Below are 11725 nucleotides of genomic sequence, written 5' to 3'. Positions count from 1 at the left end.
GGGGACGGCGCCGGTGCTCGACTTCACCTCCGCGCTCTACCTGGGCCTGGAGCACTCCAGCGGATCGCTCGCGCCGTGGGAGCGGCTCACCCTGGGCACTCCGGCCATCCTCGAGGAGCCCCCCGGAACGCAAGAGACGTCACGCGCCCTGGCGGAGCTGGTGGGCTGCGAGCGGGGGCTGTTCGCCCGCTCCACGCTGCACCTGTTCTGGGACGTGTTCGGAGCGCTCGCGGGGCGCCCCGTGGCCTTCTACTGGGATGAAGGCAGCTACCCGGTGGTGCGGTGGGGGTTCGAGCGGGTGGTGGCGCGCGGCGGACCCGTGAGGAGCTTTCCCCATCATTCGCCCGAGGCCCTGGCGAGGCTCCTGGCACGGGCGCCGCGCCAGGGGCTCCGGCCGGTGGTGGTCTGCGACGGTTGGTGTCCGGGCTGCGGCGCGCTGGCGCCGCTCGACGCGTACCTGGAGGTGGTCCGGGCCCATGGGGGCCTGCTCATCCTGGACGACACCCAAGCCTTGGGAGTGTTCGGCATGCCGGGGCCCGGCCTGCCATACGGAGCCGGCGGAGGGGGTTCGCTGCGCTGGTACGGCATCCACGGGCCAGATGTCCTGTGGTGCGGCTCGATGGCGAAGGCCTTGGGTGTGCCGATGGCGCTGATGGCCGGCGGCGCGCGGGTGGTGGCCAGGTACGAGGAGCGCAGCGAGACGCGGATGCATTGCAGTCCACCTTCGGTGGCGGATCTCCATGCCGCCGAGCACGCGGTGGCCATCAATCGCCGGAAAGGCGACGCGCTCCGGGAGGCGCTGGCGCTGCGGGTGGCGCACTTCCGGGGGCGGCTGCGGCGGTCGGGGTTGTCCTCGGTGGGCGGGCGGTTCCCGGTGCAGCGGATCCAGCTTCCTCGCGGGGTGAACCCGCGAGCGGTCCACGAGCGGCTGCACCGGCGTGGCATCCGGACCGTGCTCCAGCGCTCGCGCTGCGGTCCGGAGGTGTCGGTGAGCTTCATCCTCACCGCGCGGCACGGCGCGGAGGAGCTGACTCACGCAGTGGAGGCGCTGGTGGAAGCCGTCGACGGAAGGCAGCAGCGGAGGACACGTCATGAATGAGTGGTACGAGAACGAGAGCGAAGACGCGTTGGAGTCCGAGTGGGAAGGCGAAGAGGAGGGCCACTTCGCGCGGTCCTTCCGTGCGCCACCTGCGCGCCGCGCTCGTGCACTCCAGCCCGGCGCGAGGCGGTTCGGGGTCGGACGCGGGATGATGGGCGTCCCCCGGGCGCAGGTCTGGCGTTCGGGTTCGAGACCGGCCCGTGCGTGGCGGAGCCCCGGGCAGGGGCAGGGGCAGGGGCAGGGGCCGAGGCCGGGGCGGCGGTGGCCGAGGGGCCGCCCCTGGGTGGTCTACGGCGGAGGGCCGTACGGCTACCCGCTCTACCAGCCGGCCCTGAACGAGCCCCCTCCCGACAGCGTCGAGCCGGTGGCCGCGGCGCAGCCGCCGCCGGATGTGGCGCCTCCCGAGGAACCCTCGGACGCTCCGCCCGGGCAGGACGGGCCCCCTCCCGCGGAGTCGCAGGAGCTCGAGGCACAGCGGGGCCCCGTCACCGCGAAGGTCCTCTCCTGGTCGGTGCGGAAGATTGATCGCCACCCGTTCTCCGCGCTTCCCGCCGGAGGTGGCTTGTACGTCGTGGAGGAGGAGGGGCTTCCCCTCTACGTGGGCGAGACGGACAGCTTCCAGGGGCGCTGGCGAGGACGCCTGCTGAGCCTCTACCAGATGGGGCTCACCCAGAAGGGGGGGCTGCTGCCCAAGCCCATCACGGTCTGGTTCGGGACGATTCAACCCAACACCCGACAGGCTCGCAGGGCGGTGGAGCATGCGCTGATCCGCGCGCTCCTGCTCTCTGGAGCCGTCCCCGCGGGCCGCCTTCGCAACCTGAGCTCCATCCGGCAGTTCCGCGTGAGAGGAGGTGTCTCCATCCAGGGCTTGCTCCCGCCGAATCCATGGGGCGTCCGGGCCGCCAAGGCGCCTGGCATCGCCAACCGCGCGCTCTCGCTCCCCGACAAGGCGCTCTACGAGCTGTTCGAGCGCCGATGACGCGACGATGATCATCGACTGCCATTGCCATGCCGGGAAGGGCGACGGGCTCACCGGCCCCTGGGACACCTCCGCGCCGCTGGACGACTACCTGCGGCGCGCGTCCGCCGCGGGCATCTCCCGCACGGTGCTGCTGGCCGCGTTCCACTCCGACTACGCCACGGCGAATCGCCAGGTGGCCCGCCTCGTGAAACGCCACCCGGAGCGCTTCTACGGCTTCGCCTTCGTGCATGCCGTGAGAGACCGCGGGCGCGTCTTCGAGCGGGTCCAGGAGGCCGTGCGGCGCTACGGCTTCCGGGGCATCAAGGTCCACCGCTACGACGCGCGCATCTCCCGTGAGATCTGCGAGGTGGCCCGGGCCTTCGCGCTGCCCATCCTCTACGACGTGATGGGAGAAGTCTCCGGTGTGGAGTTGATCGCCACCGAGTACCCGGAGGTGAGCTTCATCATCCCGCACCTGGGCAGCTTCGCGGACGACTGGCGAGCGCAGCGCGCGCTGTTGGACCTCCTGGCGCGCCTGCCCAACGTCCACGCCGACACCGCTGGGGTGCGCCGCTTCGACCTGCTGGAGGAGGCGGTGGAGCGGGCCGGGGCACACAAGCTGCTCTTCGGCTCGGATGGCCCGTGGCTGCACCCGGGGGTGGAGCTGGCCAAGGTGCTCGCGCTGGAGCTGTCTCCGAAGGACCGGCAGCTCGTGTTGGGGGGCAACCTGCTGCGATTGATGGGCCGGTGCCGCCCAAGGCCCTTGGGGCGGAGGTCTGCCTGGAAGGGCCCGGCCCCCTCGGTGGAGGAAGAGCCGCGAGACCCCTGGACCCCCGATGCGCTCCGAGGCGGCGGATGCTGAGGCGATGACTCCGGCTATTCGTCGCGCTGGGCCCGGCGGAGCTGGAGCGCGCGGTCCGTGACGCCCAGCCGCCGGGCGGCGCGTTGGAGGTTGCCCTGCTCCTCGGCGAGGGCCAGCCGGATGGCCGTGTCCGAGGCGCTCCGGCCAATCTCCTTGAGCCCCACCCCGAGCGACAGGGCGCGCTGGATGGCCTGCGCGAACGAGACGTCCTGCCAGTCCCCGAGCCCTTCGGAGGAAGGGAGCTCGTCGGGGGGAATGTCGCCCACGGTGATGGGCCCGGTGCCCACGTGCCGCTTGCAGAGGCGCCCGATGAGCTGACGCAGCTCCCGGATGTTTCCCGGGTAGCTGCGCTTGAGGAGGTACTCCCGCACGTGGGGATCCAGCTCGAGCGCCATGTCGGGTCGCATCGACCGGAGGAAGTGCTGGGCCAGCGGGAGGATGTCCTCGGGTCGCTCGCGCAGGGGCGGGAGCCGGCACACCCAGCTCAGGATGCGGTGGAAGAAGTCGCGGCGGAAGCCGCCCTGGGCGACCTGCTGGGACAGCTCGCGGTTGGTGGCGCAGACGAGCCGGAAGTCCGTCCGCTGCCAGGTGTTGGAGCCCACGCGCTTGTACAGACGCTCCTGCACCACCCGCAGCAACTGAGCCTGGAGGGCCAGGGGCAGCTCGCCCACCTCGTCCAGGAACAGCGTCCCGCCATGGGCCAGGGCGAAGGCCCCGTCTCGGGTGTTCGTCGCTCCCGTGAAGGCGCCCCGCTCATGCCCGAAGAACTCGCTGCCCGACAGCTCCGGCACCACCGTCGTACAGTCCAGCGTCACCAGCTCCCGCTTGTCCGGGCGCATGTCCAGCTCGTGGATGAGACAGGCCATCTCCTCCTTGCCGGTGCCGCTCTCCCCGAGCAGCAGCACCGAGGCGTCAGTGAACGCGGCCACCTCCACGAGCTGGCGCAGCACCGGGAGCCAGGTGGCGGCCCGGCCCACCAGGCGCCGTTGCACGGCGGGCGACTCGATGAGCCGCTCCACCTGGTGCCAGCGCTCCAGCCGTGCGGCGATCTCCGCCGCCGCGTCACGCGCGCCCTCCCAGACGAGCACGTCCGAGGCTCCCGCCTGAAGCAGCCGCCAGCAAGCCCCTTCACCGAGTCCCTGGCCCGTCGTGGCCACCGCGAGGACCCGTGTCGAAGGGCTCAGCCGGCAGTCCCGCACGGCTTCCAGCGTGTTCGCTTCCACTTCATCGAAGACAATCACTCCGAGGCCAGGGGGAGCTTCCTCCGGGCGCGACACCATCTCGAGGCCCGAGCCTTGGAGGGCTCCCAGCACCGTCTGCCGGAGTTGAGTGGCGCGACTCCCCAGGAAGCGAATCCAGGTTTTCATGTAGCACCCGATCTCGGATGGCGCGCAACGGCTCCCCCTCAAATCCAGGCGCTCGACTTCCAATCCAAACACCAACCTGGACGGGCAATACCGACCCGCCAGCAGCATGCCTCATACACGGGTTGCTCATGGAGGCGCTCCCGCCGAGTATCGACTAGAATACAGTCTGGCTCGCCGGCTTTTATCGCGGATGGGGGCACCCGACGCTTCTCGCATTGGCGATGAAAAAGGAGCGCGTCTTGGGTGACATCTTCGTGCCCAAGTGCATCCCCTGCCCAGCCGGCGATCCACCCGCACCGGAACGCTACCGCACGCACGTGCGCGCCGCGGCGTCCGCCACGGAAGAACGGGAGGGCGGGGGGCGCGGTGATGGACATCGAGGGTGAAGCAACTGAGACTCTGGGTGTGAGTTGTCAAAGGCTCACCATTCCGAATCCTGGAGGCTCATCTCGATGAGAAATCCTGGCCGTATCGTCGTCCTGGGAAGTGCCTTGCTTTCACTGTTCGCCCTTGGCTGTGGAAATACCGATTCGCCTGGAGCGCCGCTAGAGGAGAGCGCCGCGGCGATACCCGAACTGGCCACGAGCGAGGCCGCGCTGAGCTGTTCGACGACCGTCAGCCTGGTGCCAGCGATGACCAGCGCGACGGCCCCCAGCGGCAGTGTCACCCGGTCAGGCGCCTATGACTCCTCGTATGAGGCCTGGCAGGCCTTCGACAGCTCCAACACGAGCATGTGGATCTCCGCCGTCTATCAAACGCCGGCGTGGATCGCCTACGAGTGGACGGACTTCACGCCCCGGCTCGTCACCAGCTACGCCATCACGTTCGCCAACGGCTCGCTGACCAGTCGCGCGCCCAGCGCCTGGACGCTGGAGGGATGGAATGGCAGCGGTTGGGTGGTGGTGGACACGCGCTCGGGAGAGACCGGCTGGCCCGGGCTGCAGACCCGCACCTATACGGTGGGGTCCCCGGGAAGCTACCTGAAGTACCGGCTGAACATCACGGATGACAATGATCCGGCGGCGGGCATCGTCGTCGTCTCCATGGGGAAGCTGGAGCTGTTCGGCTGCGGTCAGGCCCATTGTGGTTACAACGGCGAGACGTGCTGCCCGGGGCAGGTCTGCTCAGGGGTCCTCACGTGCAGCGGTGGGACCTGTCAGCTGTTCTGCGGCCACATCGGTGAAACCTGCTGCTCGGGGGCCTACTGCGTGCAGGGTGGGTGTGGTGTGTCGAACCGCTGCGAGTCCTGCGGCTACCGGAACGGGCCCTGCTGCGGCAATACGTGTGGCTTCCCGCTCACGTGCAGCTTCGGCAGGTGCCAGTGAGGTGACGGAGGCGCACGCGCTAGCTGGCGTCCTGACGGACCACGGCTGACGCGGGCTCACTCTCCACCGGACGCCCCAGGCAGTCCTCACCGTCCTGGGGCGTCGCGGTGCTTCGCGGCCGGTACTCCCAGTGCCACGGCTCCGACGCGACCGTTCGCCGGAAGCCGAAGCGGCACGCGTTCGCCGCGAGCCATTCATACGTGGGGGAGTCCATGTCCCTCCCCACGACCAGATCCACCGCCAGCCCGCGGTTGTGGTTGGAGCGGCCCGGCCACGCGGCCTTGGGCCCCAGGCCGTTGCGGTAGCGGCGCCAAAGGAAGCGCTGCTGCTGGTACGAACGCCACCCGCTCGTCACGAGCAGGGCCCGCCCCGCCGCGCGAGCCTCCGCCGCCATGCGCTCGAAGGCCGCCGCCGCGTCGCGGTGGAGCCGGTGGGCGCCCTGGATGCGCACCAGCCGCGGGCCCTTCCCCTGGGCCTTGCCGACCTTCGCGTCCTTCGCGAACCCAGGGGTTGCCAGCAGCCAGGCCAGGAGCACGAGGCCCCGTGGGAGCAGGGGAGGGGACATTCTTCGGAGGTCCAAGGAGTGGGCGAGGACCTGAAGGTGCCGTCTTTATTCCGCGCTGAAAAGCAGCCGACCCACCGAGCGCTTCGGGCCGATGCCCGGACGCCCCGACGCGGGGTGTGTTTCAGAAGAGCTTGAGCTGCGAGGCCGGAGCTGGCGCGTCCCGGGGCGGCAGCACGCTGAAGCCGTGGGCGCGCGCCCACGCGTCGCTCGGTCCCGCCCAGTGGTGCGCGTCCATGCGCACGTGGCCCTTGTCGTCGAACGCGACGCCTTCCTCCTCCAGCAGCTCGCGCTGGCGAGGGCCGGAGGTGCTGATGCCGCCCGTGCGGTTGATGATGCGCTGCCACGGCACCTTCGCCGCGCGCGAGCCCAGGGCCGCCATCGCGTGGCCCACCATGCGCGCATCACAGCCGCCGCCCACGATGGCGGCGATGTCGCCGTACGTGGCCACCTTTCCGGCCGGCACCTGTTCGCAGACGCGGTAGATGCGCTCGAAGGGATCCTGCGTATCGGTGGGAGATGCCATGGGACCTCCGGAGGGGGGACGGGTGAGGGCCTGAATCCTACGCAGGGCATCGCCTGATGCACGCGAAACTCCAGGCATTCGCTCCCCTTCAGGAAGCTAGAGCGCCGATCAGGAATCAGCCCGAGGGAAAATCGATCGCTTACGAGCACCGCCGACGCGAGCCGCCGCCGAGTGCTCCGGTCACCTCCGCATGGAGGTGCCGGTTGGACCGATGGAAGCCCACGATGAAGTGCAGTGCTCGCGAGCAGAAGCTCCTGAGGCTTCCCGATGTCTGCGAGCGACCGCTGCTGGCGGTCGGTTCTCGGAGCGCTCGACCCAGACCTCGAAGTCGCCGCGCGTCACCTTCGCGCGTCGTGACCTGACCTGTCCGGCGCTCTAGGGCCGCACGGTGACGCGATTGAGCGCGGGGGCGGGCAAGGGGCTCGCCTGGCTGCTGTGTGCCTTCAGGTATGCCTCCAGCGCGTCGCTGTCCACGGCGCCACCCAGCCGGTTCTTCCCCTCGGCGAGCACCGAGAAGCCATCACCCCCACTCGCGAGGTAGTTGTTCGCGGTGACGCGGTACTCCGCCGTCAGGCTCACTGGCACGCCGTTGATCCGGATGGACGCCGGGTCGACGCGGCTTCCGATGGGCGCCGACGCGCTGAACGCATAGGTGAAGCCCGCAGACGGAAGCAGCATGAGGGTGGCTCCCGACGACCGCCACTGCCGCTCCAGCAGTTGCCCGATTTGCGCGCCCGTCAGCGTCAGGGTGACCAGGCTGTTGCCGAACGGCTGCGTGGTGAAGACCTCGCCGTAGGTGACCTCGCCCTGGGCGATGTCCGCGCGCACGCCGCCCGGGTTCATGAAGGCCACCTGCGCCCCACCCAGGTTCGCGGGCTTCGTCGCCTCCAGCTGCGAGTCCGCGACGACGTAGCCCAGGGTGGACTGGCCCGCGGAGTCTGACTGTGTCCTGAGCGTCTGCGCCACCCAGCCGACGACCCGGTTGGCCAGCGGCGTGACGAGCTCCTGGTACTTCGTCACCAGCTCCTTCACCTCGCCGACCTCCTGCACGTCGCGGGTGACGATGACGTTGTTCGCTCGCGCCTCCACGACGTCGCCCGTCGCCTTGCTCAACGTCAGGTCGATGTCCGTGACGAGCTGCCCCATCGACGAGGCGCTCGTGACGACCTTGCCGTCGATGACGCAGTTGTAGGCCTGATGCGTGTGGCCGCTGACGATGACATCCACCGCGTCGTCGAGGCCCTTGGCGATGCCCACGATGGCACCTGAGATGAGGCCGTTCGCACCCGCGCCCTTGCAGTCGTTCACCAGCGAGCCCGAGGTCGCGATTCCGCCCTGGTGCACCACCACGATGATGGCTTCGATGCCCTGCCGCCGCAGCTCCGGCACCAGCGCGTTCACCGTCTGCACTTCGTCCTTGAAGGTGAGCCCCGCCACGCCCGTGGGCGTGACGATTTCCGGCGTTTCCTCCAACGTCATGCCGATGAAGGCCACCTTCACGCCCTCGAACTCGCGCACGTCGTAGCGGGGGAACAGCGTGCGGTCCACGCCCGTGGCCACGTTGGCCGCCAGGAACTTGAACTTCGCGCCCGGGAAGCCATCCCCGTCCAGGCAGCCATCCACCGGGTGGCAGCCGCCCGACTGCATGCGCAACAGCTCCGTGCTGCCCTCGTCGAACTCGTGATTGCCCACCGCGACCAGGTCCAGGCCAATCAGGTTCATCGCCTCGATGGTGGGCTCGTCGTGGAAGAGCGCCGACAGCAGCGGCGAGGCGCCGATGAGGTCTCCCGCCGCCACCACCACCGTGTTCGGATTGGTGGCCCGCAGGGCCGCGATGTGCCGGGCGAAGTACGTCACGCCGCCCGCGTTCACCCGCACCGGTCCACCGTCGGGGGCCACGCCCGTCAGGATCTGGCCCGCGGGCTCCTCGAGCTGTCCGTGGAAGTCATTGAACGCCAGCACCTGCACGCTCACCGTGGTGGGACCCGAGTCGGGCATCCCCGAGTCGGGTCTCCCCGCATCGGGCATCCCCGCGTCGGGCGTCCCCGCGTCGGGCATCCCCGCGTCCGAGCCCGCATCCGGAGGCGGCTGCTGGACGGGATGCTGCTCGCAGCGCTTGTCCTCGCAGACCCACTCCTTGCCCTCGGCCGGTGTGCTGTGATCGAAGCGGCAGTCGGCGGCGTCCTGGCACTCGTCACCTCCGCAGCCGCCATGGGCGAAGAGGAACATGCCGGTGACGAACGCTCCGGCGAGCAGGAAGACGCTGGGACGCGCTCCCAGAGGTGACGAGCGCGGTGTGGCTTGTGGCATCGACGGAGCTCCAGCGAACAGGGAGGGGGAACCTACTCTGGTTCGTGGACGATGGCGCGACTTCATGGTGGCGCGGTGAAGCTCGCGCCCCGACTTCGTCTCGACACGGGTCCGCGGCTGTTGCCCGTGCTCATGGCGCGGATGGCGGCGCTTCGTTGCCACACAGCAGCAACTCCGCGGGACCTCCGGTGCGATCCGCCAGGACGGCCACCTGACCGTGCGCGCGACCGAAGCGCTCCGCCTCCGCGCGGGGCAGTCCCGGGATGATGAGGCTCTGCTCGGACCAACCGCGGTCCTCGGCCTCGCCAATACCCGACCTGTTCGGCGCTCTAGGCCGCCATGGACCGCTGGGGCTCCCCTGGCAGGGGGTTGGACGGGTTGAACGCCGCCCACTCCTGCCTCAGCCGAACGTACAGCTCGTGCAGCGGACGACCCGGTGACTCGAACTGTCCCGCGTGGTGGTCGAGCAGGTGGCGCAGGAGCACGAAGCAGGCGGTGGCCGCGCCCGTGGACTCCACCGTGGTGAACTGCGCGTCGGCCGTGAACCAGAGCGTGGTGGGCATCTGGCAGGCCTGCGTGGCCTGGGCCACCAGCCGCGCCTCGGGCTTGATCCAGGGGTGCCGGGAGAAGAGGTTGGGGCGGTCCACCGTGAGCGCGGAGATGAGGTTGGAGACGCGCTGGTTCTTGAAGCGGGGGTCTTGATACAGCCTTCCGAAGACCAGCCCGCGCACGCGCTTCATGAACACCTTGGACGTCAGGGCCATCAGCGACGAGGCCCGCAGCACCAGCATCTGCGAGAACTCCGGGACCGTGAGCTTCTTGAACGAGGGCCACACGTCCAGGTTCATCTGTTTCTTGAGCAGGGCGGTGGCGTCGTCCAGCCGGGCGCGGACCCAGAACAGCGCCGTCGCCACCGCCGCGGTCAGGACGCCGGGGACCAGGTAAAGGAGGTAGTCCCGGGGCGCCCAGGTGCCCGAGCTCACGGCGTCGAACCCGCGCCACGCCAGGATGGCGGCGGAGGCCAGGGCCAGGAGGAGCAGCCCCCATGCGAGCCAGGAGACCCCGTTCAGCGTCACCCAGCCCCGCTTCGTCGGGTTCTCGGGGACGTTGTACATCTGCGGATCCTGCGTGCTGACGTCGGAGATGAGCAACGTGGGCGGGGACTCGGCGCGGTCGTATGCCAGGAGCAGGCTGTCGATGCCCTGGTTGTCGTAGATGCCGCCATCCATCAGCGGCAGGCCGTCCTGGAACTTCGGCCCCAGCGCCTCGCGCGCGGCTTCGAGCGGGAAGCCTTCAGGCCAGTGGAACTGCTGCGGGAAGACCAGCGGCTCGAAGCCACCCGGGAAGCAGGACGACGCGGCCGCGATGTCCGCCAGCCGGATGTGCGGGGCCACGGCGCGGGGCAGCCGGTAGCCGTTGTTGCCGAGGATCGTGTTGGGGTTGCCGCTGCGCCGGAAGCGGAAGTCCAGGCCCGTGTGGAACTCGGTGGAGTTGAAGATGGCCTCCTGGAGTGGGAGTCCGCTGGCGCCAAGCACCTCTCCGAAGCGGCGGTCCCCCAGGAAGTCAGGCCGCGCGTAGACGTCCGCGGCGGAGCGGATCAGGCTGGCCCAGGCATGGCTGCCGTGCTCGCGGTCCGAGGTCAGCCCGGTCAGCGCCTCGGCGATCACGTTCGTGCGCTTCAGGTAGGCCGAATAGGCCTCGTGGAACGTCTTGAACGGGGTGCCGTCAATCTGGCTCACCACCCAGGCCAGCCCGAGGAGCGTCCCGCCAGAGACGGTGGACAGCCCCACGACGTCGGGCAGCAGTCCCACGGTGTCCAGCAGGCGCAGCGTTCCCAGGTGGAACGCCGCCGCGCGATAGCCGCCGCCGGACAGGGCCAGCGCGAGGGGGCCGAGCGGACCGTGCTGCTCGGGGGCGGGGAGCGGGGTGTCTTGGCTCATGGAGAGGTCCAGGGGAACGGCGGGGAGGGCGTTTGGAGCTTAGGCCAGATTCAGCGCCCCCCACCCACGGAGGTGCGTGTCGAACCCCACCGTGGCGGGGAGGCGGACGCGGCGCAGGCCGCTCAGGCGAACGGGGGCCGCACGGCTCGCGTGCGCTGCGAGGGGTACCGGTCATGAGGGCCGGTCGTATCTTTCAGGCGTGGACCGAAAGGACGCTCCCCATGACGAAGCACGTGCCTGGCCCCGAGGCCACGCCCTTCACGGGCGTGCGAGTGACCCATCGGAGCACGCTCGCGTTCGACGAGGTGCGAAGCCGGCTTCGCTCCCGCCTTGGAGAGGTCACGGTGCCGGAGATCGCGCGGCTGAGCATGGAGACCGGGTCCGCCCAGGAGTTCGAGGAGCGGATGCGTCCCTTGCTCGGCGGCAGCGGTTTCGTGCTCATGGCGGAGATCGACCACGGTGCGTGGATGCACCGGGTGGGGATCCACCGACGGCTGGTGCGCTGGATCTTCGGCAATCCCATCATCGCGGCCACGATGCTGCGGCATGACGCGACGGCGGGCTTGTTCGTGCCTGTCGAGCTCCTCATCGAAGAGGCCGTGCCCGCGGCTGGATGCACCGTGACCTATGTCCGGCCATCGTCGTTGATTGCCGTGGGTGACAACCGGGAGCTCCTCGTGGCGGCGCAAGCGCTCGACGCGAAGGTCGAGGCGTTCCTCACGTCATCCGGCATCTGACGACAGCCGAGTCACGGTCTCGGTTCGCTTTGGGCA

At 69.8% G+C, this 11725-nt stretch carries 11 protein-coding genes; 5 read left to right on the top strand and 6 right to left on the bottom strand.

Annotated features, from left to right (window positions below; genetic code table 11):
- The first annotated feature begins 13 nt into the window (after positions 1 to 13).
- The 3 genes from FOF48_RS11725 (at position 14) to FOF48_RS11715 (ending at position 2922) form a co-directional block, all read left to right on the top strand.
- Positions 14 to 1099, top strand: a complete 1086-nt coding sequence (locus tag FOF48_RS11725) for an aminotransferase class I/II-fold pyridoxal phosphate-dependent enzyme (protein WP_143900928.1) — start codon at positions 14 to 16, stop codon at positions 1097 to 1099.
- A 283-nt stretch (positions 1100 to 1382) separates the two neighbouring features.
- Positions 1383 to 2078, top strand: coding sequence for a hypothetical protein (locus tag FOF48_RS11720; RefSeq protein WP_143900926.1), 696 nt, complete (start codon positions 1383 to 1385; stop codon positions 2076 to 2078).
- 7 nt (positions 2079 to 2085) lie between these two features.
- Positions 2086 to 2922 carry an amidohydrolase family protein gene (locus tag FOF48_RS11715; protein WP_143900924.1) on the top strand — a complete coding sequence of 279 codons (837 nt, stop codon included), beginning with the start codon at positions 2086 to 2088 and terminating at the stop codon, positions 2920 to 2922.
- Positions 2923 to 2936: 14 nt separating this feature from the next.
- On the opposite strand, the gene FOF48_RS11710 is transcribed toward FOF48_RS11715, so the two are convergent.
- Positions 2937 to 4289, bottom strand: a complete 1353-nt coding sequence (locus tag FOF48_RS11710; RefSeq protein ID WP_143900922.1) for a sigma-54 dependent transcriptional regulator — start codon at positions 4287 to 4289, stop codon at positions 2937 to 2939.
- Positions 4290 to 4921: 632 nt separating this feature from the next.
- On the opposite strand from FOF48_RS11710, the gene FOF48_RS11705 reads away from it, so the two are divergent.
- A complete protein-coding gene (locus FOF48_RS11705) occupies positions 4922 to 5614 on the top strand; it encodes a discoidin domain-containing protein (protein WP_143900920.1) in 693 nt (230 codons plus the stop codon).
- Between the two features lie 19 nt (positions 5615 to 5633).
- On the opposite strand, the gene FOF48_RS11700 is transcribed toward FOF48_RS11705, so the two are convergent.
- The 5 genes from FOF48_RS11700 to FOF48_RS11680 all read right to left on the bottom strand — a co-directional run bounded on the left by FOF48_RS11700 (position 5634) and on the right by FOF48_RS11680 (position 10952).
- A complete protein-coding gene (locus FOF48_RS11700; protein WP_143900919.1) occupies positions 5634 to 6179 on the bottom strand; it encodes a M15 family metallopeptidase in 546 nt (181 codons plus the stop codon).
- Between the two features lie 121 nt (positions 6180 to 6300).
- The gene (locus FOF48_RS11695) at positions 6301 to 6702 is read right to left on the bottom strand and encodes an MGMT family protein (RefSeq protein WP_143900917.1); all 402 of its coding nucleotides are present in this window, start codon (positions 6700 to 6702) and stop codon (positions 6301 to 6303) included.
- 375 nt (positions 6703 to 7077) lie between these two features.
- A complete protein-coding gene (locus FOF48_RS11690; protein ID WP_143900915.1) occupies positions 7078 to 9012 on the bottom strand; it encodes a bifunctional UDP-sugar hydrolase/5'-nucleotidase in 1935 nt (644 codons plus the stop codon).
- 130 nt (positions 9013 to 9142) lie between these two features.
- On the bottom strand, positions 9143 to 9322 hold the full coding sequence (locus FOF48_RS11685; protein WP_143902117.1) for a DUF3293 domain-containing protein: 180 nt from the start codon (positions 9320 to 9322) through the stop codon (positions 9143 to 9145).
- 19 nt (positions 9323 to 9341) lie between these two features.
- A complete protein-coding gene (locus FOF48_RS11680; protein ID WP_143900913.1) occupies positions 9342 to 10952 on the bottom strand; it encodes a patatin-like phospholipase family protein in 1611 nt (536 codons plus the stop codon).
- Positions 10953 to 11173: 221 nt separating this feature from the next.
- Here FOF48_RS11680 and FOF48_RS11675 point away from each other — a divergent pair, with 221 nt between their 5' ends.
- Entirely contained in the window at positions 11174 to 11689 is a 516-nt protein-coding gene (locus FOF48_RS11675; protein WP_143900911.1) for a DUF302 domain-containing protein, read from the top strand.
- The last annotated feature ends 36 nt before the right edge of the window (positions 11690 to 11725 follow it).

Origin of the sequence: Corallococcus sp. Z5C101001, assembly GCF_007352635.1 — a bacterium.
GTDB classification, from domain to species: domain Bacteria; phylum Myxococcota; class Myxococcia; order Myxococcales; family Myxococcaceae; genus Corallococcus; species Corallococcus silvisoli.
This window is presented reverse-complemented; position numbering and strand designations above follow the sequence as displayed.

Coding starts and splice junctions, on each gene's coding strand:
- FOF48_RS11705 (WP_143900920.1), top strand. CDS start 4,922: ATGACCAGCGCGACGGCCCCCAGCGGCAGTGTCACCCGGTCAGGCGCC.
- FOF48_RS11675 (WP_143900911.1), top strand. CDS start 11,174: ATGACGAAGCACGTGCCTGGCCCCGAGGCCACGCCCTTCACGGGCGTG.
- FOF48_RS11715 (WP_143900924.1), top strand. CDS start 2,086: ATGATCATCGACTGCCATTGCCATGCCGGGAAGGGCGACGGGCTCACC.
- FOF48_RS11710 (WP_143900922.1), bottom strand. CDS start 4,289: ATGAAAACCTGGATTCGCTTCCTGGGGAGTCGCGCCACTCAACTCCGG.
- FOF48_RS11695 (WP_143900917.1), bottom strand. CDS start 6,702: ATGGCATCTCCCACCGATACGCAGGATCCCTTCGAGCGCATCTACCGC.
- FOF48_RS11680 (WP_143900913.1), bottom strand. CDS start 10,952: ATGAGCCAAGACACCCCGCTCCCCGCCCCCGAGCAGCACGGTCCGCTC.
- FOF48_RS11700 (WP_143900919.1), bottom strand. CDS start 6,179: ATGTCCCCTCCCCTGCTCCCACGGGGCCTCGTGCTCCTGGCCTGGCTG.
- FOF48_RS11690 (WP_143900915.1), bottom strand. CDS start 9,012: ATGCCACAAGCCACACCGCGCTCGTCACCTCTGGGAGCGCGTCCCAGC.